Raw genomic sequence first — 24,174 nt, 5'->3', positions numbered from 1 at the left:
AGTTGCATTGTAGCGTTTTTGGTTAAAAAATAGAAATTTGGTATATGTTATATAAAACTCTGTATATCCCTAAAACTGGTTAAATTTTTTTATTTTTAATATGTATTTAGTTGAAAATTAGCACTGTTATAATTTAGATTCATTATAAATAATTTTTTTTGCATCGAATTATTATTTGTTAAATCCTTTTTTAGTAGGTTTATTTTTTATTTTCAATAATAAAGGTGCGTAAATATTGTGAATCTTTCTGTTTTAGAGGGGGTGTTTCTATTGTATTGTGAACGAAAATCACTAATCTGTGCATATAAAATTTGCTAGTGTTAATATTTATTAACATATTTGCCTCTAAAATATATTAAAATTTGTTAATATGAATGTTAAACTACGTGTATTAAGTGCTGGAGCATTGTTCTTTTTGGGGCAAGCCGCTTTTGCACAGACAACAAAAAAAGATACGGCTAATGCAACTCAGATTGAAGAGGTTGTAATGGTTGGATTCGGTCAGAAAAAAACAATTCAGGAAATGACAGGTGCTGTTAGTACCATGTCTGCTAAGTCAATTGAGGATGTTCCTGTTGCTTCTGTCGATAAAATGTTACAAGGTAGAGTAGCTGGGGTACAGACAGGTGCTGCTTCAGGACAGCCTGGGGGTATGACGAATGTTCGTGTTCGTGGTATTTCTTCACTTAATGGAGTGTCTTCACCTATTTATATTGTTGATGGGGTAAGAGTTTCTTCAGGAGATATTTCAAAGCAAAATACTACTACCAATGCTCTTGCTGGATTAAATCCTGACGATATTGAAAACGTAACTGTGCTTAAAGACGCTGTTTCTACTGCCGTTTATGGTGCTGATGCAGGAGCGGGGGTTATCGTTATTACGACAAAATCAGGTAAAAAAGGAAAAGCGAAATTTAACGCTTCTTTCAATAGTGGTTTTAATGACAGAGCTATACAAGGACAACCTTCTTTCAGTTCTCCAAGCTGGAAAAGTTATTTAGCTGCTGCATATTCAAACCAACAAGGTAAAACATTTACTGTAGAACAAATTGCCAATGGCGCTTTAGGAACTGGTTTAGCTAATATTTTCAAAAACCAGACGAATACTGATTGGCAAGATGCAACTCAAAAGAAAGGATACCAACAGAATCTTGATGTGAATGTGTCAGGAGGAAATGAAAAGTTTACTTATTATAGTTCATTCAACTACTTCAACCAGGAAAGTGTTGTTAAAGGTTCTTACTTTAATAGACTTGCATTCACAAACAAAATTGCATACCAAGCAACTGATAAGTTAAAAATCAGTACAGATTTCCAGGTTTCTTATGGAAAAATTAGTACACTAGCTGCTGGAGGAGCTTTCTCAAACCCTATTCTTGCACAATATTTTAACAGACCAACTGACCCTGCTAGAAATCCTGACGGAAGCCTTTATCTTGGAGCATCAAATGGAAGGTTAAGTAATGGTAACTTTAACCCGGCTGCTCTTCAAGAGATGAATTATCAGCGTGCTGGAACTTTCAGAGCTTTTGCAAACTTAAATGTTGAGTATAAAATATTAAAAAATCTTACGTATAGATTTGTTTTCTCTCCTGAATACATTAACATGGAGGAGGAGCAATACTGGAATCCATTACACGGAGATGGTAGAGCTTATAGTGGACTAAAGCAATCTGGTGTAAACAGATTTTTTAACTTCAACGTACAGAATATCTTAGACTTTAATTATAGACTTGACCGTCATAATTTTGGAGCTTCATTAATCCAAGAAGCTTATAAAAAAGACAACAAATATTTAACTGCAACTGGAATCACTGTTGGTACTCCAACACTTCAGACACTTCAGAACTTTGTTGTTCCTTTTGGATATAATGGACAAGTAGACATCTCATCTCGTTATGGATATGCTGTTACTGGACACTATGACTATGATAAGTTAGTAATGCTTGATGCATCATATAGACGAGATATACTTTCTCAATTCCTTCCTGGGAAAAAAGCAGGTAACTTCTGGTCCGTAGGGCTTGGTTTAGATGTAGCACGTTTTGATATGATTAAAAATATTGAGGCTATCTCTCTATTGAAGTTTAGAGCATCATATGGTAAATTAGGTAACCAGATCACTGCAAATCCATATGCTACATATTCTTATACAACGAATTATGACGATCAGGCTGCTGCTGTTATTAATAGAGTATTCAGTCCTAATTTATCTTGGGAAACAGTAAATCCTTTTAACGTTGGATTTGATTTAGGTTTCTTTAAGAATAGATTGACAATTACTGCTGAATATTATAACAAGAAAACTAAGGATCTAATCTACAATATCCCATTATCTGCAGCTCAAGGAGGTATGGATCCAATTGAAGGAAATAACCCGAATTTCAATAGCTATGTTGTTGAAAATATTGGTTCATTGGTAAACAGAGGTTTCGAATTTGCTGTAAATGGAGATATCTTTAGAGGAGATAGAAACCAATTTAACTGGTCTGTTGGATTTAACTTATCAACACTACATAATGAGGTTACAGAACTATACGGTGGAAATGTTGATACTTCAACTCAAACAATTAGAGTAGGTGAAGGGGCTAGAACTTATTACCTAAGAAAATGGGCAGGAGTAGATCCAAATAACGGAGATCCTCTTTGGTATGTAAATGGAGTAGATGGAGAAACAACTAACAACTATAACAAAGCTAGACAAGCAGTACAGGGGTCTTTCTTAAGCAATGTATTTGGAGGTGCAAATACTTCCCTTTCTTATAAAGGATTCTCACTTGATGCACAGTTTACATATGGCTTCGGAGGTAAGATCTTTGATAACTGGGCTTCTTATTTATACTCTGATGGACAATACACATCAAGTTATCCTGGATACGATGTAACAGGTGATTACTGGACTCCAACGAATACCGGAGCATCTAATCCAAAACCAATTATCGGTGGAAATAAGAGATCGAACTCAGCTTCAACAAGATTCCTATATAAAGGGGATTATATCCGTTTAAGTAATGCAAGTTTAGGATATACATTTAATAGTGATTTCCTTCAAGGAACTGGTCTTAACTCTGTTAAAGTTTATGTGATGGCTAATAATGCCTGGACTTATAGATTTGATAAGAATCTGAAGTATGACCCTGAAACCAATATCTCTGGATTCTCGGATCTAAACTTACCAGTATTGAAATCATTCTTATTTGGTGTTAATTTAAGTTTTTAAAAATTAGAAGAAATGAAAAATAAAATATTAAAAGTAGCATTATTATCTCTAGGGCTTTTAATGGTAAATGTCTCATGTAGTGATGATTTTGTAGAAAGACAATTCAACCAGGAAGTGGAGCAAGCTCCTTTGACAACGATTCAGGAATTGGAATCGTTTTCAAGAGGTATGTTTAATGTAATGAGAGATAAAACTTATTATGGTTGTGATTTCTTAGCATACGGAGAGGTGAGATCAGATGAAATGTATAGTAATCTTGCGAGTGGTTATTATGTTAACGTAATGAATTACACTCAGATATCTTCAGACGCATATGCGAAGAATACTTGGACTTTTATTTATAGAGCAGTAGCAACAGCGAATGTTGTGATTAATACAGATATCAGTGGATTTAAAGCTAGTGATAAACCTTCTGCAAACTTTATACAAGGACAGGCTTATGCAGTAAGAGCTTTAGGTTTCTTTGATTTATTACGCTTATATGGACAAAAGTATACTGGAGCACCAACAAGTTTAGGTGTTGTATTACCTCTAAAGTATGATCCAAGAGCTAAGCAAGGTAGAAGTACTATTGCTGAAACAGAAGCTCAAATTGAAGCAGATTTTGCTAAAGCAGAACAACTAATGACAGCTAATAATAGAACTACTAGTAAAACAGATCTATCTGTAGCTGCATTAAAAGGATTAATGGCTAGATATTATCTGTACAAAGGCGATTATGCTAAAGTTAGAGATTTAGTAAAATATGTTGTAGATCTTAAGGCTTATGAAGTAGTAGCGGCGTCAGGTCTTCAGGATTCATATTCATTTAAAATGAATGGATCTGCTACCAATTCAATTTTTGAATTGGCAGTAGGAAATACAGGATCTCTTTCTACCGATTCTTACGCCTATAAAATTAATTATGACGGATATGGAAATGTCGTTGTAAATCCAGAAGTTCTTGACTTATATAATCCTGGTGATGTAAGATTGAAGTTTTTTACAGAATTGGAAGGTGATCTGTATGTCTCTGCTGGTGATAAGGGTAAATATCTGAATATAACAGGATCTGACAATATAAAAATGCTACGTTTTGAAGAAATTCTTCTTGACGGTGTTGAAGCAGAGCTTAATGGTGGTAATCCTGCTACAGCTCTTGAATATTATAAGCAATTGGTATCAAACAGATGGACTGAGTATAAAGATGATGCTGGAGTTACTCACACTCTTGCCGCACAATTAGCTCTTGTAACTTCTGTAGATATGGATATGTTAAAAGCAGAAAGAACAAGAGAACTTATTGGTGAAGGTTTAAGACAATGGGATCTTAGAAGATGGGGAGATGCTGTACCTAGACCTGCAGGTGCTAGTGCAGATCCATTCCTAAATGCCTTCCCTATTCCATTATCAGAAACTAACGTTGGTGCTGTTAAAGGAAACCAAGGGTATGATAACTATAATTAATACTTTTAAAATTTAAATAAGTATTTTATATAAAAACCGCTATTAATAGCGGTTTTTTTTATAAAATTGATTCGGAAATATAGTATCTTTACAAATATCAATATCTTATAATATGAAAAAATTTTGTTTATCCTTATTTTTATTGTCAGCTGCAGTAAGTACCTATGCACAATCAGGCAATGAAAATGTTTTTATGTCCAGTGATAAAATATTTACACTAGGAGGGAAAAGAGCTAAAAGCGGTGAATATAAAATAGATGGAAATCCATATACCAATAGCAAAAACTTTGAAAAAGTAACAATTGATGGATATTCTAAAAATGTACAAGATCTTCGTTACAATGCTTATGCAGATGAAATGGAATACCTTGACAAGAAAGACACTTATTACGCTGATAAAACAGAAGGGTTAACTATTGTTTTCCCATCATTGAAAAAAACCTATATCGTTAAAAAATATAACTATATGGGGAATGATAAATTTGGATATCTTGTACTATTAAGTAAAAAAGATGCTAAGTATGGATTGTTTAAGCGTGAAAAAGTAGAACTGATGCCAGGAGAGAAGTCTGTAAATGCTTTTGCAAAAGATGCTAATGATTATTATGCAAAAGAAAAAGATGTGTATCTTGTTTCAAAAGATAATACTTACTACAAATTACCTAAAAATGTAGATGAGCTTTCAGAGGAACTTTCTTTAGATGCTAAAAGTGTAAAGGAATTTGCTAAATCCAATAAGATTAACTTTAATAGAGAAGAAGACTTAGTAAAATTGTTCGATTTTATTAATAAATAGCACTGCTAAAGATCCTATAGGATGAATGTATAAAGTAAAAGCCTGCTGCATAAATGTGGCAGGCTCTTTTATTTACTATTATTTCTTATTTTTGCTGTACAATAATGAATAATGAAGTATATCCTTTTCATAATCACTTTCTTTGGCTTCGCTGCCAGTGCACAAGTTGTTAAAACAGAAGAAACCAAAACATCCAAGAAACCGGAAGATACTCTGGTCATAGACTCTGGAAAGAAAGATTCCTTGAAAATTTTCAAACCTACTATCAACGATTATCTGTATCAGACTCAGTTTTCAGAAAAGAAAGTTTTTGATACAGTCATGACTTTTGACAAAACTTATATTTTCTCTCAATATAATAACAATGATAACTTCGGCAGAGTACAGCCAGCTAATATAGGCTCAGGATTTAATCCATTGGTATTTGAAGTGAATGCAGAGCAAAATTTATCTTTATTACCTTCCAATAAATCTTATATGATTATAGGTGCAAATGATGTAAAATATTACGATGTAAAAACACCTACTGCAACATTTATCTATCACAATGCGATGAGAAACGGAGCTGCATTAAGATCTACCTACACTCAGAATATTGGTAAAAGATTCAATTTTGCGCTAGAATATATGGGGCTTCGTTCACAAGGTCTTTATAGAAATTCCCTGGCAGCAAATAATAATACTATATTCTCCGGGCATTATGTTTCCAAAAGTGGGAACTATGAACTTTTTGCACACTACCTTCATCAGAATGTTAATAATCAGGAGAGTGGTGGGATTACCGAAGATAACTTATTTCAAAGTGGGGACAGTAATTATAAAAACAGACAAAATGCTCAGGTTAACCTGGCTTCAACGACTTCGCAATTTGCTTACAGAAGATATTATCTGAGTCATCAGTTTACACCATTCAATGCTGAAAAATTCCCATTCAGTATCAGACATACTATTTTCCATCAAGGGAATAAATATTATTATACTCAGGGAGGATTGGAAGGCTATTGGTACAAGGTACCTACTGATTTAGTCAATGGTTTCCCTCTAGCAACGAAAAAATACTCCAGCAATCTGAGTAATACTTTGAGTTTAGTTTTTAATAATGAAAAATTCAAGCTAGATGCCGGAGTACGTTACCAAATGATCAAGTTTGGAATAAATGATATTGTGGCACTTGATGGTGTACCTTTTCCTGGTGAACTTAAAGAAAGCAGAATTGGAGCTGTGGGAAATCTACAGGTAAAACTTTGGGATAAGATTCAGCTGAATTCATTCCTTGAATTTTCAAATGGAAGCCAGTTTAAAAGTTATTTAAGAACAACAAACAATCTGAAGTTTGAGCCAATAAAAGATTATTTTGTGAATGCAAAAGTGAATTTCCAGAGTGCTTATCCATCATTCAACTACTTATTGAATACTTCTGTTTATAATAATTTCAACTATTATCTTGAGAATGCAAAGAATCAATCTGTGATGGAACTTGGCGGAAGTATTAATCTGAAATGGTTTAAAACAGAACTTTTTGCTAACTACTTCAGAATAGATAATTATACTTACTTTGACAGTAATAAAGCTCCAAAGCAAAGTGAAAATTCAATGAATATCTCTCAGATCGGAGGGGATGCAACTTTCAGCTATGGTAAATTCCATTTAAATACAAGACTGCATTTTCAAAATGCACTAACCAACAAGAATCTGCTTCCAATGCCAAGTTTCGTGGGAAGAGCAAATTTCTTCTACCAAACACAGGCATTTAAAAAGGCTGCAGAAATTCAGGCTGGGCTTAAAGTGTATTATTTCTCTAAATTTAATTCCAGAGAATACTTTCCGGTTCTTAATGAATATGTTCTTGCTGGTAAAGATTCATTCGCTATTGGAGGACAGCCTATTGCCGATTTATATATTAATATGAAGGTGAAAAAAATGTTCTTCTTTATAGAAGGACAGCAGATAGGAACCGTTATTTCTACTAACAAAGCTTATGCATTTCCACATTATCCGGTGTACGATTTCAGACTGAATATCGGAATTGTGTGGTATTTGTTCAACTAAAAATGATACAGGTTGAAAACAATTAATAAAATATCATTTAATGATATAGCAAGCATACCTCAATTGGTAAAAGATTTTTTGAATCAGAATATTGAGGGTTTTGAAAATAAAACATTTTCTGTTGAGCATTTCAGCCAGCAGATTCACTTAAAAAAAGATTCTTTTTCTTCAGAGCAGAGGAATATATTATTTGATGCTTTTTCAAAGCAATTATCAGATTTTTCTCTTTCTTCGAAGCAGAAAGAGAATCTTAATAATCTAAAACTGTCAAATACTTTTACCATTACTACTGGTCATCAGCTGAATCTGTTTTCAGGACCTGTTTTCTTTGTCTATAAAATTTTGCAGACGATCAAAACATGTACCTATTTGAAAGAACATTTTCCGGATTTTAATTTTGTTCCTGTGTATTGGATGGCTTCTGAAGATCATGATTTTGCTGAGATCAACCATTTCAAAACGGAGACTCATTATTATGAAATCAATGAAAAATCAGGTGGCGCTGTAGGCAGAATTAAGATTAATGATACTTATTTTATCTCCGAATTTGAGAAAGAATTCAAAGACTCTGTGTTTGGTACAGAATTGATTTTAATGCTGAAAGAAGCTTATAAAGTTGGAAATACTTTAACACAGGCAATCCAGATTTTGGTCAATCGTCTCTTTGCTGAATTCGGATTATTGATATTGGATGGAGATTCCAGAGAGCTTAAAGAACAAATTAAAGAGGTCTTTAAAGATGAACTGCTTCATTTCAGTTTACATAAAACTTCAAAAGATAAAGTCGATTTCCTGACTGAAAAATATGGGAAAGTTCAGGTGAATCCTCGTGAAATTAATTTATTTTATCTTTCTGAAACGAGAGACAGAATTGATTTTAATGGGCAGAAATATGTTGTTGTAGATACAAATCTTCAATTTACTAAAGAAGAGATTATTGCAGAACTAGAAAATCATCCTGAAAAATTTAGCCCGAATGCCTTAATGCGTCCCGTATATCAGGAAAAAGTACTGCCTAATCTTGCCTATATCGGAGGGAATGCCGAAATCATGTATTGGCTGGAACTGAAAGATTATTTCTCAAAATTAAATATTCCTTTCCCAATCCTTATTCCAAGGAACTCCATGCTTTTTCTGAAAGAGAAGACATTGAAGAAAATTGAAAGACTGGATCTTAAAATAGAAGATTTCTTCCAGAATTTCACTGTGATTACCAACCAAAAGATTGTAAAAGATAATCCTATTTTAGAATTATTGGATAGCAAGGAAAAGATGCTGGTTAGCAATTTTGCTGAGTTAAAAGCATCTGCTGAAACTACAGAGAAATCTTTTGGAAATATGGTAAAGGCAGAAGAAGTGAGACAGCTGAAATCATTTAAAAGGATGAAAAAACGTCTTCTTCATGCTGAAAAAATAAAGCAGAATGAATTATTGGAAAGACTTGAAAATCTGTTTTTAGATGTACACCCTTCCAAGATATGGCAGGAAAGAGTGTATAACTTTAGCGTATTCTTTTCGGATGAAGGCTATCCATGGCTTGAAAATTGTTTGGAAGAGATGGTGGTTCAAGATTCCAAATTAATAATTGTTGCCATTTAATTTTAAAGAAGTATTTTTGTAAATTATAATTATCGAATATGATAAAGAGGTTTTTTATTCTATCCAGTTTATGTATGGTTTTGGGAGTTTCAGCCCAGAAGTCGCATACCGTTGTACAAGGTGATAACCCTTACAACATTGCAAAGAAGTATGGAATGACTGTAGATGAATTGCTGAAACTAAACCCTAAACACAAAGATGGCAAACTGGCTATTGGAGATGTTTTAGCCGTAAAGACAGAGAAGGCTGTAGCTCCGGCTGCTCCTAAAACTGTAGTGCCAGAAAAAGTTGGCACTATTGCGGGAACTTCGGTTGGAAAAATCATTTTGCAGCCCAAGCAAACCATCTACGGGATTACTAAACAATACAGAATATCTGAAACTGATTTGAGAAAATTGAATCCTGAACTGGATTCTCACATGAAAATCGGGGATGAGATTACTTTACCTCTTGCCAGTATCAAAAAATATGGGGGAGATCAGCCTATCGTAACTGCAACAACGGCAACGGCAGCAAAAACTGTAGAGACACCAGTTGATAAAACAGTAACGGCTGTACCTACTACACTTGCTGCAGAAGGAGAAGCCTATGTGATTCAGGCTAAAGATAATTATTACAGAATTACCAAACAGTTTGGGATCAGTCAACAGGATCTTTATGCTTTAAATCCAGGATTGGAAGAAAAAGGATTAAAACCTGGTGAAACCATCAAAATAAAAAGATCAACTACAGAATCTGTAGCAGAAACAACCAATTCAAAAGCGAAAATGGATTCGGGGAATGAGAATTCTTCAACGGTTTCTAATAATGTTGCGGTTGGTGATGACTATGTTACCTATACAGTTCAACAGGGAGATACTGTATTCTCCATTGTGAATAAATTTGGAGTAAGTATCGATGAATTAATCGCTCTTAACCCTGACCTTTCAAAAGGATTAAAATCCGGAATGGTTTTAAAAATCAAAAAACAGGATCCGGTATATGTTAAGAAAAACGGTGAAGCACTAAGTGTAGTACTGATGCTTCCTTTTGGTTACAGTACCAACGAAACTCAATATAGAGGAATGGCGCTTGATTTCTTAACAGGTGCTAAGTTGGCTATCGAAAGAAATGCAAGAGGAGGGCAGAAACTGGATATCAAAGTGGTAGATTCCGGAAATGAAGCTTCTTTCAAAAACTCTCTTACGCAGATCAATCCTGAAAATACAGATCTTATTATTGGGCCATTCTTTAAGTCCAATGTAATTGATGTATTAGACTTTACTAAAAATCAAAAAATTCCTGTAGTAGCACCATTTGCTAATACACCGGAATTGTATAATTATAGCAATTTGATTATCGTTGAAACGAACAATCAAACCTATGCAGATAAGCTTGTAGAAGAAGTTAAAGCAGTATATTCAGATCAAAAAATATATGTAGTTGCAGACGCTAAAAAAGAAAATGCGAACTATATCAAAGCAGGGCTTGAAAAAGCAGTGAAAAATCCTAATATTGTTATTGTAAACTCTCCGGCTGATATTCAGTTGGATCAAAACATGATGACTGGGCAGTCTGCTCCGGTTATTGCTGTTTTAGCTAATGATGATATGGGAGAAGCTTTTGCTAATAAAGTGATTGCACTTTCTAAAGAAGTACAGGGTGTGAAGGCATTCAGTATGTTCTATTCTCCGGTTTTCGAAAAGAAAGTAGATGATTTGAGCCAGGCAAGTCTGGTATATCTGATGGACAGAAAAATCAACACAGATGGTAATTTTGAAAAAGAGATCCTGGCAGCTTATAAAAGCAAATATTGCAAGACTCCACCAAAATATGCTATCGTAGGTTTTGATGTTGTTAATGATATGTTGACAAGAGAAAACAGAAAAGGAGAAATCTTCAAACAAATGAATAAGGTGCAGACTCAGCTAGCAACTAAATTTGAGTTTGTAAAATCTAAGGCAAACGGTGCTTATGTAAACACAGGGTACAGAGTAATCAGGTTAGTTCCTTAGATGATATTTATCTTTGTGTAAAAGATATTGTTAACATTATAGTTATATTTGCATAATATTTAATTCAATACATGAAAGCACTTGTATTTCCAGGGCAGGGTTCTCAGTTCGTAGGAATGGGAAAAGAATTGTATGATTCTAGAAAGGATATTAAAGATCTGATGGAATCTGCCAATGAAATTTTAGGTTTCGACATTCTTTCCATTATGTTTCACGGAACGGATGCAGATCTTAAGAAAACAGAGGTTACCCAGCCTTCAATTTTTATACACTCAGTAGCAGCATTAAAAGCAGTAAATGGTCTTGGAGCTGAAATGGTAGCAGGACATTCTTTAGGAGAGTTCTCAGCATTGGTAGCTAACGGCGTATTATCATTTGATGATGGTTTAAAACTGGTTTCTGAGAGAGCTAAAGCAATGCAGGAAGCTTGTGATGCTAATCCAAGTTCAATGGCTGCTATTTTAGGTCTTGAAGATGCTAAAGTTGAAGAAATCTGTGCACAGATCAGTGGAATCGTAGTTCCGGCAAACTATAACTGCCCAGGACAATTAGTAATCTCTGGAGAAACTTCTGCAGTGGAAGAAGCTTGTGTGAAATTAAAAGAAGCAGGAGCAAAAAGAGCATTGTTATTGCCGGTAAACGGAGCTTTCCATTCACCATTGATGCAGCCAGCTCAAGAAAGATTAGCAGCTGCTATAGAAAATACAAAATTCAGAAAAGCTACTATTCCTGTATATCAGAATATCACGACTACAGCAGTAACAAATCCAGATGAGATTAAGCAAAATCTTATTGATCAGCTTACAGGTCCTGTAAAATGGACTCAGTCTGTACAGAATATGATTAAAGATGGTGCCTCTAACTTCGTAGAAGTTGGTCCAGGAAAGACCCTTCAGGGATTAATCAAAAAAATTGACGGATCAGTAGAATCTACTTCTGCCATCTAATTAATAAAAAATATGAGCGCGATATTTTCACCGGGCAAGCTTATGCTTACTTCAGAATATTTCGCAATCGATGGAGCTCTTGTCTTAGCGGTACCTACACGGCTGGGACAAGAGTTTTTTTTTGAAGAAAAAGATGATCATCAGTCTTTAATTCTTTGGGAAGCTCTCCATCAGAACAAACCTTGGTTAAAAGCTGTCATTGATTATAAAACTTGGCAGATTTTGGAAACCAATATTCCATCAAGCGCTGAATTCATTTTAAAAACATTAAAAAATGTTCAGCAGCTTTCTACTACGAAATTCAAGAACGATTTTACTTATCACTTAAAAACAAATCTTCAGTTTCCCGCTGACTATGGCTTAGGAAGCAGTTCAACATTAATGAATAATCTTTCAGAATGGGCAGGTATAGATCCTTTCTATTTAAATACAATCAGCTTAGGAGGGAGTGGCTATGATATTGCAGTTGCAAAAGAAAAGTCAGCAGTTCTTTTTCAGAGCAAACCTGAGATTCGATATGAGAAAGTAGATTTCAATCCAGCCTTTAAAAATGAATTGATTTTTATTCATTTAAATCAAAAACAGGATAGCCGGGAAGGAATCAATCTTTATAAATCGAAAAAGAAGTCCCAAGAGTTGGTGAATGAATTTTCGGATATCACAAAGAAAATTTTATTATGCAATGAATTGCAAAATTTTTCTGAATTAATGAGGCTTCATGAGCGTAAAATTTCCGATTTTATTGAAATTCCTACAGTTAAGGAAAAAATATTCCCAGACTGCCCTGTATTTGTCAAAAGTTTGGGGGCTTGGGGCGGAGATTTTGTGCTGAGTGCCAAATTTGGGGGCTTTAAAGACTATTTTTGGGAGAAAGGTTTCGCCACTATTTTCGAATGGGAAAATATAATTAATTTATAATCAATATTTTACGATCCGGTTTTTTTATTTGTCATTCTGACTTATATCAGTATATTTAAACCACCTTTAACAAATAATTAATATTATTTTTGTTGAAGTCAATAAAGAAATAGAAAATATAAGTAAAATGAAAAACACTAAAATCATCCAGGATTTAGAGAAATTAGGGATTAAAGGAAACTATGAAGTAGTGTATAACCCTTCGTATGAAGAATTATACCAGGCTGAAGTTTCTCCTGAAAATCAGGGGTTTGAGAAAGCGGAACTTACGGAATCGGGCGCGGTATCAGTAAAAACAGGAATTTTCACAGGTCGTTCACCTAAAGACAGATATATTGTTCAGGATGATGTTACAAGAGATACAATTTTCTGGGATGGTAAAGTAAACTTACCTACTACAGCAGAAATTTTCGGGTCTTGTAAAGAACTAGTGCTGAACCAGCTTGCTGAATCTAAAAAGATTTATGTAGTAGATACATTCTGCGGAACGAATGCAGATACGAGACTTAAAGTAAGATTTATCGTTGAAGTAGCATGGCAGGCGCATTTTGTTACTAATATGTTCATTCGTCCTTCTCACTATGAGCTTGAAAACTTTGGAGAGCCAGATTTCACAGTAATCAACGGTTCTAAAACAACAAACCCGAACTGGGAAGCTCAAGGATTGAATTCTGAAAACTTCATCATGTTCAACCTTACTGAAAAGCTACAGATCATTGGTGGTACTTGGTACGGAGGTGAAATGAAAAAAGGGATGTTTGCTATGATGAACTATTACCTTCCATTAAAAGGTATGGCTTCAATGCACTGCTCTGCTAATGTTGGAGAGAAAGGTGATGTAGCTTTATTCTTTGGTCTTTCAGGAACAGGAAAAACTACATTGTCTGCAGATCCAAAAAGATACCTTATCGGTGACGATGAGCACGGTTGGGATAACAATGGTGTATTCAACTACGAAGGAGGATGCTATGCTAAAGTTATCGACCTATCAGAAGAAAAAGAACCGGATATCTTCGCTGCAATTAAGAGAGATGCACTTCTTGAAAACGTTGTTGTTAACAATGGAGTAGCAGATTATACAGACGGATCTATCACTGAAAATACAAGAGTTTCTTACCCAATCTATCATATTAACAAGATTGTATTGCCTTCTAAAGCAGGACATGCTAAAAAGATTGTTTATCTTTCTGCGGATGCATTTGGAGTACTTCCTCCGGTTTCTATCCTGAATGAAGATCAGGCTCAATACCACTTCCTTTGCGGATATACTTCTAAATTAGCAGGAACTGAAAGAGGAATTACTGAGCCTCAGCCATCTTTCTCTCCAGCATTTGGTGAAGCATTCCTTACATTACACCCTACAATGTATTCTAAAACATTGATCGGAAAAATGAAAGAACACGGAGCTAAAGCATATTTGGTAAATACTGGTTGGAATGGTACTGGTAAGAGAATTTCTCTAAAAGACACAAGAGCAATCATTGATGCCATCATTGATGGTTCTATCGATAACGCTCCTAAAACTCAGGTTCCAATCATGAACCTTGAAATTCCTACTGAACTTCCAAACGTTTCTACAGGCATCCTTGACCCTAGAGATACATATGAAAATGCTTCAGAATGGGAAGAGAAAGCAAAAGATCTTGCTTCAAGATATATCAAAAACTTCGAACAGTATTGTGATACTGAAGAAGGTAAGAGATTAATTGCTTCAGGACCTCAATTACAAGAACAAACTATCTAATCATAGATATAATACAAATAGAAAGCCTCATCGTAGATGGGGCTTTTTTATTTTTACTCGATTAAGCTGACTTCGCAGATGTTTGGGGACAAACATGAACCTTATAAAAATAAGATCTGCTTAATCTGTTAAATCTGCGAACAAAATATTTATACATTCACATCTGAAGATTCATCATTTGATTATTTCAGACTAAGGATAGCCAATCTGTATCCATCCATGCCAAATCCGGATAAAACAGCATCAGTGTTAGCCGCTGTAACAGACTTCTGTCTGAATTCTTCTCTTTTGTAAATATTGCTGATGTGAACTTCAACTTTAGGCTTTCGGATATTCTTCAGGCAGTCAGCGATAGCATAAGAATAATGGGTGAAAGCACCTGGATTGATTACAACAGCATCGAAATCATCTTGCTGAAGTCTATTGATCAGCTCTCCTTCGATATTGGATTGATAGTAGCTTATTTCATGAGTGTGGAACTCAGATTGTAAGTTTTCCAGATAGGCTTCCATGGAAACAGTTCCATAGATTTCAGGTTCCCGGGTGCCTAGTAGATTAAGGTTAGGGCCATTTATAATCAAAACTTTCATATAAAAAATTTACCCAAAGATAAATATTTTCTATTCACCATAAGTGTCACCTGGCTTTAAGTTTTGCTGAATGTATTCAGAAGGAGTAATCCCTTCTATCTGTTTGAAAACCCTATTGAATGTTGATTGGTTAGAGAATCCGGCTTCAGTATAGACATACATTAAAGTTGCTTTTTGAAAATCAATTTCGTTAAAAAGCTTTTTTACGTGTTCAATTCTATATATATTGAGATAGGTATTGAAATTAGGATGTCCCTTATATCGAATTGCTTTGGAAATATAAGAACTGTTAACATCAAGGGCAACACTTAATGCGGAGAGGTTAAATTTAATATCTTTGAAAAGCTTATTTTCTATCATGGATGTTTCGATTCTTGCAAAAAGTTTCTCCATACTTTCATGGTCAATATCAGTATTTTCTGATAAAATCTCTGTTTTTTTTATCTTTTTTACTTCAGATTTGTCTGCTGAAATTTGTTTAAGTTGTAATAATACCTCCTGTTTTCCAATTTTGTCCTTATAATAAAGGAGCAGAGCCACAACTAAAATATTTGAGGTGATTAAAATTATATCTGAGAATAGAATTTGTTGTTGAGTGTGTTTAGGGAAATTGTAAGAGAAATTATTAGCAATAATAGAAACTACAACAATATGAAACAGACTATAGAGTGTATATCTTAAAACTACTTTTCTGGAGAAGAATACAGATGCACCTAAAGGAATAGGCAACAGCCAGCAAAAGTTCATAACGGAGTTATTCCAGAATGCGAGTATTACATAAAAGCTGTATAGAGGTGCTGTTATTAGATATAGATGTACAAGGGTATTGATAGAGAACTTTTGTCTTACCAATAAATAAAAGAGTCCTAATGATATTGCCCCTCCTGAGATATACCAGGACATGGTATTATTGTGAATAAAAAAAGTGAAAGCGATAGCATAAATTCCTAGGATGATAGTCATAAGAAGAATATATCTATCCATTAATTCTTTTTTTAATTTTTCTATTTTTTCATCTTTTATGTTCATTCAATAATTTAATTGTTTTTGAGATATTTAATGATTTTCATATAAATGACTGGTTTAAATATTTGATTTTCAGACATTAACACTTGTTTAAGTCATTTTCAGGATTCTCATTTAATATCCTGTTTTTTTGAATTATTAATTAAAATATTTTTGTGGATCAGATTTTAACTAAAAAATATTTTTTATGAAGGTTCTTCTTTTTTAAAAGAAAATATTAAATATAAAAAGATTTATGAGAACTATAGAAAAAAAGTATTTAAAAAAAATGCACAGAAATTTCAAATAAGCAGTATAGCATAAAACACAAATGTCCATATAAAATACAAATGAATTTAAAAAAAATTATTATGAAGAAAATTATTTTACTGATTGCGGGTTTTGCCTTTGCATCTATGTATTCGCAGGTTGGAATAAACACTTCAAATCCTCAGGGAATTTTCCATGTAGATGGTGCAAAAGATAATGTGGCAACTGGTACTCCGACTTTGGCTCAACAAGCCAATGATTTTGTAGTAACCTCGACTGGGAATGTAGGTATTGGCACTACCACACCCAATGCCTCTGCAATTTTAGACATCAATGTAGATGGTCTTGCATCAGGAAATAAAAAAGGATTATTGGGCCCCAAAGTAGCACTTACCTCTCAGACAGATCAGGTTACAATCCCTTCACCTGCAACCGGGTTGTTGGTGTACAATTTAGGAACTGGGGGACTTGTTTATACAGGATATGTTTTCTGGAGCGGTACTGAATGGAGAATCTTTAGTAACGGATCTCTTGCTCCTGGAAAAGTAGAAAGTATTGTATGTAACGGGGTTACACTTTCTCCAAATACTTATACGGCCGGAGTTCCTTACACGGGTACAATGACTGTACCTTATACAGGGGGAAACGGAGGAGTATACGGTGCTCAGACTGTGGGACCTGTAAATGGACTTACTGCAACATTGTCACCGGGTAATTTTAATACAGGCTCAGGAACTCTAAGCTATACAATATCAGGAGTTCCTACAGTCACAAGCCCTATTACTACGACATTTCCATTGAGTATCGGAGGACAGACATGCGCTGCAACAGTGGGTGCAGGAGGTGGAATTTCTCCAGGTGAGCTTTTATATTACCACGGATCAATTCCACGTAAAACAGCTTCTTTTTTGTTGAGTGATTTCCTTTCTGATCTGCCGGTATTGAATAAGACGTTTAGGATTGATGCTTTCATAACTGCGCCGGGAGCTTTTGACAATACGAATGCTACTACCAATATGGCGCCCCGTCTTTATAATATTACTCCGTCAAATGTAAAAGTATGGGTCTCAGAAGTATCAACTCACACAGGGGACTCACATGGAGCTAACCTCTTAATTTTTCCAAATAATTATGCTGAATTTGATGATGGAGTTTATCTTACACAAGCGAGAAATGAGACTGTGACCTTTGATGTAACTACGGTGGATAATAAATGGTTTAGAGTATATTATGTATTACGTATTGATAATAAATCTACTGTAAGTAATGGGAATGGAAATACTACAACAGATTCCAGTACTGCAGATAACACATTGGAAGTTTATATTTCTATTCAAAGATTATATTAATGTTAAAATAGTATGATGTGCGTGATAAGAGTTGCTTGTAAAAGCAGCTCTTTTTTTTGATCTATTAATAGGAGAGAGGCTATCAATTTTTAAACAAGAAATCATTTAAGTTGGTATGGTTAGGATTAATCTAGGTTTGGGTTATTTTTAATGATATTTGTCATATTTGTGAAAATGATAATTTTTTATAACTATTTATATTAGCAGGTTTTAATTAAAATTTATATTAATTTTTGAAAAATTATCATTAAAAAACTATAAGTCCACTTGTTTTATAGACTAAAAGTTTATAGCTTTGCAACCATATTTCGATCGGCTTATAAAGAAAGATGGAGGGAACTGACCCTACGAAGTCTTGACAACCTGCATTCGTGTAAGGTGTTACATTCAGCCTTTAAAGGAAAAATAAGCATTTGGTTTATCGTATTTATCGATGCCCTTTGCTGACTTTTCAGTAAAGGGCAAAATTTTAATATATGATAAATAAAATTGATTATGATTAATAAAAATTTATTCAATTCTAAAGTTTGGATTCCGCCAGTTGCAGCATTTTTCTTAGGAGTTGTAGGGGTAAGCGGGCAGAATTCCAAACCTAAAAAAGATACCCTTAAGGAAAAGGAAATTGATGAAGTAGTGGTGGTAGCCTATGGGAAGGCTAAAAGAAACAGCTATACCGGTTCAGTAGCAACCATTTCCAGTGACAAAATCAATAACAGACCTGTAACCAATGTAACAAAGGCATTGGAAGGACAGGTTCCGGGAATTCAGGTTACTGGCGCTTCAGGACAGCCTGGAGCAACGTCTACAATCAGAATTAGAGGAGTAGGTTCAGTAAGTGCTTCCAGTGAGCCTTTGTATGTTGTGGATGGAATTCCTTTTGACGGAAATATCAATGCAATCAGCCCTAACGATATAGAATCTATCAGTGTTCTGAAAGATGCTACAGCAAGTGCTTTGTATGGTTCAAGAGGAGCAAATGGAATCATAATTATTACTACAAAGTCAGGTAAAAAAGGAGAAGCAAGAGTAAATCTTAATATCAGCCAGGGGTTCTCAGGCAGAGCGGTAAAAGATTATGAACAGGTGAATACGGATCAGTATTTCCAATTATATTGGGAGGCGATGAGAAACGGATATCAATCAGGTTCAATATCTGCGCAGCAGGCAGCCCAAATGGCAACAGATAATATTATATCTAATTTAGGAGTTAATCCTTATGGAGCTAATTATCCAAAACCTATAGGAACTGACGGTAAATTATTACCTGGAGCCAAAGCCTTATGGAATGATGACTGGAGGGACATTTTGCAAAGAGTGGCTTCCAGAAACCAGGTAGACCTTGATATCAGTGGTGGAAGTGAAAAAAGTAATTATTTCTTTTCATTAGGATATCTGGATGATAAAGGAATGGCGATTGAGTCAGGATTTAAAAGATATAATACAAGATTAAAACTCAATTCTGAAGTTAAAAGCTGGCTGAATGTTGGAGTAAACTTAAGCTATACCAACAGTATTCAACAGGCTCCAAGTTCTTCAGATTCTAAAGCTAGCAATGTTATTCAGGCTGCAAGAGTAGTTCCGTCTTTCTATCCTTATTATGAAAGAAATCCTGATGGATCTTATGTACTGGATGCAGAAGGAAACAGAGTGTATGATTTTGGAAAATACAGACCCGCTGTAGCACTTCCGAATCAGAACTTAGCCGCAAGTTTACCATTGGATAAAAATGAAAATAAGATCGATAACTTCTCAGGAAAAGGATTTGCGGAATTAACGTTCCTTCCGGAATTGAAGTTTAGATCAAGCTTTTCCGTTGATATGGTTAATTATAATGAGCATTATTATACGAATCCACTTCTTGGGCAATCAAAAGAGACTGGAGGTTCTGTTTCAAAGTTAAATAGCAGAACACTTTCTTATACAACCAGTAATATTCTTACCTATGATAAGAGATTTGGAAAACATCATATTAACGTATTGGGAGGTCACGAATTTTACAAATACGATTATCAGGTTATTTCAGGGAGCAGACAAGGTTTTTCATTACCTAATTATTATGAGCCTGATGCAGCCTCTTTATTGGTAAATTTTGGTGGAAACAGTGATAAATTAAGTTTATTAAGTTTCCTTGGAAAGGTAGAGTATGATTTTGATAATAAATATTTCTTATCCGCATCTACAAGGGCAGACAGTTCTTCAAGATTTTCAAAAGAAAATAGATGGGGTACATTCTGGTCGGTAGGAGGATCCTGGAAACTTTCAAGTGAAGAGTTTATCAGAAACCTGAATTTCTTTAACACATTGACATTACGTGCAAGTTATGGAGGGCAAGGAAATGATAAATTACAGAAACCAAACGGTTCACCGCTGTATTATGCATATCCGGAATTATATAGAGATTATGCCCTTGCCGGTGAGCCTGGAAAAACATTGGAAAAAGTAGGAACTCCAAATCTGAAATGGGAGACCAATCTTAATTTGAACTTAGGACTTGAGTTTGCTATCCTTAATAATAGAATTAAAGGTAATGTGGAGTATTTTGAAAGAAAAAGTAAAGATCTTCTGTTTAATGTACCGGTTGCTCCATCTTTAGGAATCAGTGATTATCCTGCCAATGTAGGAACTATTAAGAATTCCGGGTTTGAGATTTCATTGTTTACAACACCTATAAAAACCAGTGATTTCCAATGGAATGTAGATGTTAACCTGAGCACCCTAACGAATAAAATTACTAAACTACCAAAAGGACCTCTTGCAGTAGGATCCACTAAGCAACTGAATGAAGGAGGTTCTGTATATGATTTCTTTATTCAGGAATGGGTAGGAGTAGATCCAAGTAATGGTAAACCATTGTGGAAGACAATTACGAAAGATGCTAACGGAAATTTGGTGGAAGGAACAACCTCAGAATATGGTAAGGCTACAAAAATATTACAGGGTTCTGCTTTACCTAAATTAACAGGGGGAGTAAGTACAAGTATGACGTATAAGAATTTTGATTTTTCAGCATTACTGACTTTCAAGATTGGTGGGAAAATTCTTGATACAGATTACACTTCACTTTTACACAGCGGAAACTCTGGTGGACGTGCATGGGGTGTGGAAATGCTGAACAGATGGACTCCTGAAAATCCTTACACAGATGTTCCTGCTTTAAATACAAAAACCAATAACTGGAATTCAATGTCTACAAGATTCCTTTATTCCGGAACGTATGCAAGACTTAAGAATGTGAGTTTAGGATATACGCTGCCATCAGATTATTTTGAAACGATCGGATTGAAGAAGTTCAGAATTTATGTTCAGGCAGAAAACCTTCTGACCTTCTATAAACATAAAGGTATGGATCCTGAACAGGCGTTGGATGGAACAACGTATTACAGATATCCGGCGATGAGAACGATTACTTTTGGTCTTCAGGCAACATTCTAACTTTTAAAATTTGAACAATGAAAAATTTAAAATATTTATCTTTTGCTTTACTAGGATTATGGTCGCTAACAAGCTGTGAAAGTGAAATGGATACGGCTCCTACAGATCAGGCTACCAGCGTTGAGGTTTTCAAAACTGCTGAAAGTGCAGAAACGGTTATCAACGGAACCTGGGCAAAATTCAACAATGACGGAACTACCTTTGCGAATATCGGATATTCAACTGTTTTAAGAGCAAGTGATGCGATGGGAAGCGATGTAGCTGTATTAACCAATAAATATGGTTTTTCATCTACCTACGATTTTACGGAAATGGTGAATAATACAGTAGGCCGTCCGTCATTTATCTGGACCATGCTGTATTCTACCATCAATAATATGAATAATGTTATTGCTAAAATTGATGCTACAGAAGGAACTCAAGCTAAAAAAGATCAGGTAAAAGGCCAGGCAAAAACATTGCGTGCTTTCTGTTATCTGAATCTTGCCAGCTTTTATCAATTCAGTTATCTGAAAGACAAATCAGCTTTAGCAGTTCCTATTTATACGGAACCTTCAACAACAAGCAGTGTTCCAAAGAAAAAATCCAGTCTGGAAGATATTTATACTTTAATTAAAAGTGATCTTACAGATGCTGATAATTTACTGAAGAACTATACACGAAATAAAAAAGATAAGATCAACCGTAACGTTGTGAACGGGATTTTAGCAAGAGTATATCTGAATACAGGAGAGTGGAGCAAGGCTGCAGCAGCGGCAAAAACAGCAAGAGAAGGTTTTGCTCTGATGACTCCGGAAAAATATAAAGAAGGCTTTAATGACATTGCTAATGGGGAATGGATCTGGGGACATGCACAGACTCAGGAGATGTCCGATGCTAGTTATGCTTTCCACTATCTGGATGTATCTTCATCAGGAAGCTATTATTACAGTTTTATGGCAGACCCTTATTTTCAAAAACTGTTTGATGCCAATGATATCAGATCTCAGTTATTCTCATGGGATGGTCTTCCGTCAAGAGAAGGATTGTTGAGGTATGCTAAATTCAAGTTCAAGTCTACCCTTATTGCAGACATTGTCTATATGAGAGCGGCTGAAATGTACCTGATTGAAGCAGAATCAGAGGCTAGAAATGGAAATCCAGCTCAGGCAGTAGCTGTTTTAAATCAATTAAGAGCAGCCAGAAATGCGGATGCTTATACAGGATCATTGGCACAGAATGATGTGGTAAAGGAAATCCTGATTGAAAGAAGAAAAGAATTGTTTGGAGAAGGATTCTCGCTTTCAGATATTATCAGAACGCAGGGAACCGTGGAAAGAAAGCCATTTGTAGATGCGGAAGGAAAACCAATCAAAGTTCAGATAACAACCCCTAACGGAACAGTAAAAACAGTGGACGGAAAAGGTCATAGCGTGTTTGATCTTCCGAATAAGACTCCGTTTGTATCAAACAGTCCCTATTATTTATTCAGTATTCCACTGAAAGAGATTGAAAATAATCCCAATCTATAATCACAGTCCAATAATTAGATTTGATTTTTTAGCTACCGCTTTTGCGGTGGTTTTTTTATATAAAATGGCTGCCTTATTTTTTTAAGGCAGCCATTTATCATTGTGTCAATAAAAAAGTTCTGTTTGTATTAAATTTTATATACTTTGACAAATGCAAACATCACTTTCATCAAAAAAAAGCTGCTCTCTAACGTCTCCCGACTTATAAAATTACTTTTATTTATTGGTTTAAAGTTTGAGAATTTTGCGATATTTTTTTTATCTGTTTGAATTTTAACTAGTTATTAGTATTTGTTTTTTTATGTAAGCCCATTTGTTTTTACGCCGTTCAAAAAAATAAACATCTGTTTTGCCTCCATTTCTTTCTTCGTTAATGTTATTTTCTTTTACTAAAATAAAAGCTTTTTCTTTTTTAGGATCAATATAAAAATTTGTAAAAATTAATTCAACGTATGGCCTTTTTCTATTTTTTTCTATTGTATTTTCAAGTTTTATTTTTTTTGCTAAAATCTCATCTGAAAGTTCTTTAATCTCAAATGAAATATACTTTGTATGTTCATCAATCTTAAATCCATTATCATTGATTAGATCGAAATAATCTTGTTTGCAATTTTCTATTACATTTAATCCTTCTATTTCATCTATACTTTCACAATTCTCAATAAAAAAATTACTTTTGCCAACTTTACTTAAAACAAAAATCGGATATTTTTGTTTGTTTGCATTTTTATAAGGAGAGTGATATAAATTTGAAATAAAATAAATAATATTTTTATTAATTATTTCTCTTCCTATATCCTCTGACTTTTGTTCTTTATTACATGAAAAAATAATAAGAAATAAGAAAAAAAAACTAAAATTTCCATTTAAATTTAACAGACATTTCATACGCATTGCTTTTATTAATTGTAGTACCAAAAGTATTTTCTTCCCAATAATTACCATAATCTTGACCTTGAGGTCCCCTATAAGGTAATGTAAGACTTGCTCTACCCCAATGAACAAATTCATGTAATGTAGTGATAGCTACTACAAAAGAGGTTGCCTGAATTGTTGTGGGTAATGAAGCCATTTCTAATCCTTGTACCCCATGCTGGCGCGAGCGTCTCGCTCGTGCCCTCAATCACAAATTAACATTTATTTCTAACATCTCTTGATTTTTGCTCATATTTTAAAAATAGAGAAAATAGTTGTAATGTAAAAACGAAACCCTTGCAATGATGAGGGTTTTATTTTTATTCTTGACACGAGCTAGAAGCTCGCGCCAGCGAGGGGGATTTGTTAATAAGTAAATTCTTGAGATT

At 34.5% G+C, this 24,174-nt stretch carries 16 protein-coding genes and 1 riboswitch; of the genes, 12 read left to right on the top strand and 4 right to left on the bottom strand.

Features of this window, described 5'->3' with window-relative positions; genetic code table 11:
• Positions 1-370: 370 nt before the first annotated feature.
• The 9 genes from AC3HD6_RS05745 to pckA all read left to right on the top strand — a co-directional run bounded on the left by AC3HD6_RS05745 (position 371) and on the right by pckA (position 14,713).
• On the top strand, positions 371-3,220 hold the full coding sequence (locus tag AC3HD6_RS05745; RefSeq protein ID WP_488895480.1) for a SusC/RagA family TonB-linked outer membrane protein: 2,850 nt from the start codon (positions 371-373) through the stop codon (positions 3,218-3,220).
• A gap of 12 nt (positions 3,221-3,232) precedes the next feature.
• Entirely contained in the window at positions 3,233-4,666 is a 1,434-nt protein-coding gene (locus AC3HD6_RS05740) for a RagB/SusD family nutrient uptake outer membrane protein (protein WP_488895479.1), read from the top strand.
• Positions 4,667-4,778: 112 nt separating this feature from the next.
• On the top strand, positions 4,779-5,462 hold the full coding sequence (locus tag AC3HD6_RS05735) for a hypothetical protein (protein WP_488895478.1): 684 nt from the start codon (positions 4,779-4,781) through the stop codon (positions 5,460-5,462).
• A 111-nt stretch (positions 5,463-5,573) separates the two neighbouring features.
• Entirely contained in the window at positions 5,574-7,511 is a 1,938-nt protein-coding gene (locus AC3HD6_RS05730; RefSeq protein ID WP_488895477.1) for a putative porin, read from the top strand.
• A gap of 12 nt (positions 7,512-7,523) precedes the next feature.
• Complete coding sequence (gene bshC / locus AC3HD6_RS05725; protein WP_488895476.1) at positions 7,524-9,110, top strand: bacillithiol biosynthesis cysteine-adding enzyme BshC; 1,587 nt, start codon at positions 7,524-7,526, stop codon at positions 9,108-9,110.
• A gap of 38 nt (positions 9,111-9,148) precedes the next feature.
• Positions 9,149-11,104, top strand: a complete 1,956-nt coding sequence (locus AC3HD6_RS05720) for an amino acid ABC transporter substrate-binding protein (RefSeq protein WP_488895475.1) — start codon at positions 9,149-9,151, stop codon at positions 11,102-11,104.
• 71 nt (positions 11,105-11,175) lie between these two features.
• Positions 11,176-12,051 carry an ACP S-malonyltransferase gene (fabD, locus tag AC3HD6_RS05715; RefSeq protein ID WP_488895474.1) on the top strand — a complete coding sequence of 292 codons (876 nt, stop codon included), beginning with the start codon at positions 11,176-11,178 and terminating at the stop codon, positions 12,049-12,051.
• 12 nt (positions 12,052-12,063) lie between these two features.
• Positions 12,064-12,969, top strand: a complete 906-nt coding sequence (locus AC3HD6_RS05710) for a GYDIA family GHMP kinase (RefSeq protein WP_488895473.1) — start codon at positions 12,064-12,066, stop codon at positions 12,967-12,969.
• 127 nt (positions 12,970-13,096) lie between these two features.
• Positions 13,097-14,713, top strand: coding sequence for a phosphoenolpyruvate carboxykinase (ATP) (pckA, locus tag AC3HD6_RS05705; protein ID WP_068940413.1), 1,617 nt, complete (start codon positions 13,097-13,099; stop codon positions 14,711-14,713).
• Between the two features lie 182 nt (positions 14,714-14,895).
• Here the strand turns inward: pckA and AC3HD6_RS05700 are convergent, their stop codons facing one another.
• Complete coding sequence (locus AC3HD6_RS05700; RefSeq protein ID WP_488895472.1) at positions 14,896-15,303, bottom strand: type II 3-dehydroquinate dehydratase; 408 nt, start codon at positions 15,301-15,303, stop codon at positions 14,896-14,898.
• Positions 15,304-15,333: 30 nt separating this feature from the next.
• A complete protein-coding gene (locus tag AC3HD6_RS05695) occupies positions 15,334-16,287 on the bottom strand; it encodes a helix-turn-helix domain-containing protein (protein ID WP_488895471.1) in 954 nt (317 codons plus the stop codon).
• A 392-nt stretch (positions 16,288-16,679) separates the two neighbouring features.
• On the opposite strand from AC3HD6_RS05695, the gene AC3HD6_RS05690 reads away from it, so the two are divergent.
• From AC3HD6_RS05690 to AC3HD6_RS05680, 3 genes are all read left to right on the top strand, one after another.
• The gene (locus tag AC3HD6_RS05690; protein ID WP_488895470.1) at positions 16,680-17,927 is read left to right on the top strand and encodes a hypothetical protein; all 1,248 of its coding nucleotides are present in this window, start codon (positions 16,680-16,682) and stop codon (positions 17,925-17,927) included.
• Between the two features lie 314 nt (positions 17,928-18,241).
• Positions 18,242-18,339, top strand: a riboswitch (SAM riboswitch).
• Positions 18,340-18,422: 83 nt separating this feature from the next.
• Positions 18,423-21,359 (top strand): SusC/RagA family TonB-linked outer membrane protein, encoded by a 2,937-nt coding sequence (locus tag AC3HD6_RS05685; protein WP_488895469.1) that lies wholly within the window; start codon positions 18,423-18,425, stop codon positions 21,357-21,359.
• A 17-nt stretch (positions 21,360-21,376) separates the two neighbouring features.
• The gene (locus AC3HD6_RS05680; RefSeq protein WP_488895468.1) at positions 21,377-22,870 is read left to right on the top strand and encodes a RagB/SusD family nutrient uptake outer membrane protein; all 1,494 of its coding nucleotides are present in this window, start codon (positions 21,377-21,379) and stop codon (positions 22,868-22,870) included.
• A gap of 273 nt (positions 22,871-23,143) precedes the next feature.
• Here AC3HD6_RS05680 and AC3HD6_RS05675 read toward each other — a convergent pair whose 3' ends face one another.
• On the bottom strand, positions 23,144-23,758 hold the full coding sequence (locus AC3HD6_RS05675) for a hypothetical protein (protein ID WP_488895467.1): 615 nt from the start codon (positions 23,756-23,758) through the stop codon (positions 23,144-23,146).
• Complete coding sequence (locus tag AC3HD6_RS05670) at positions 23,724-23,993, bottom strand: hypothetical protein (protein WP_488895466.1); 270 nt, start codon at positions 23,991-23,993, stop codon at positions 23,724-23,726. Before AC3HD6_RS05670 ends, AC3HD6_RS05675 begins: the two co-directional genes overlap by 35 nt.
• Positions 23,994-24,174: the final 181 nt, after the last annotated feature.

The sequence above is a fragment of the Chryseobacterium sp. II3a genome, assembly GCF_057815135.1.
Note: the sequence above shows the minus strand (reverse complement) of the source record. Positions and strands in the feature narration are given on the sequence as shown.

Bases quoted from the DNA above. Each gene is read 5' to 3' on its own strand.
- AC3HD6_RS05735 (WP_488895478.1), top strand. From the start codon at position 4,779: ATGAAAAAATTTTGTTTATCCTTATTTTTATTGTCAGCTGCAGTAAGT.
- AC3HD6_RS05700 (WP_488895472.1), bottom strand. From the start codon at position 15,303: ATGAAAGTTTTGATTATAAATGGCCCTAACCTTAATCTACTAGGCACC.
- AC3HD6_RS05720 (WP_488895475.1), top strand. From the start codon at position 9,149: ATGATAAAGAGGTTTTTTATTCTATCCAGTTTATGTATGGTTTTGGGA.
- AC3HD6_RS05740 (WP_488895479.1), top strand. From the start codon at position 3,233: ATGAAAAATAAAATATTAAAAGTAGCATTATTATCTCTAGGGCTTTTA.
- fabD (WP_488895474.1), top strand. From the start codon at position 11,176: ATGAAAGCACTTGTATTTCCAGGGCAGGGTTCTCAGTTCGTAGGAATG.
- AC3HD6_RS05695 (WP_488895471.1), bottom strand. From the start codon at position 16,287: ATGGATAGATATATTCTTCTTATGACTATCATCCTAGGAATTTATGCT.
- AC3HD6_RS05685 (WP_488895469.1), top strand. From the start codon at position 18,423: ATGATTAATAAAAATTTATTCAATTCTAAAGTTTGGATTCCGCCAGTT.
- AC3HD6_RS05680 (WP_488895468.1), top strand. From the start codon at position 21,377: ATGAAAAATTTAAAATATTTATCTTTTGCTTTACTAGGATTATGGTCG.
- AC3HD6_RS05710 (WP_488895473.1), top strand. From the start codon at position 12,064: ATGAGCGCGATATTTTCACCGGGCAAGCTTATGCTTACTTCAGAATAT.
- AC3HD6_RS05745 (WP_488895480.1), top strand. From the start codon at position 371: ATGAATGTTAAACTACGTGTATTAAGTGCTGGAGCATTGTTCTTTTTG.
- AC3HD6_RS05730 (WP_488895477.1), top strand. From the start codon at position 5,574: ATGAAGTATATCCTTTTCATAATCACTTTCTTTGGCTTCGCTGCCAGT.
- pckA (WP_068940413.1), top strand. From the start codon at position 13,097: ATGAAAAACACTAAAATCATCCAGGATTTAGAGAAATTAGGGATTAAA.
- AC3HD6_RS05675 (WP_488895467.1), bottom strand. From the start codon at position 23,758: ATGAAATGTCTGTTAAATTTAAATGGAAATTTTAGTTTTTTTTTCTTA.
- AC3HD6_RS05690 (WP_488895470.1), top strand. From the start codon at position 16,680: ATGAAGAAAATTATTTTACTGATTGCGGGTTTTGCCTTTGCATCTATG.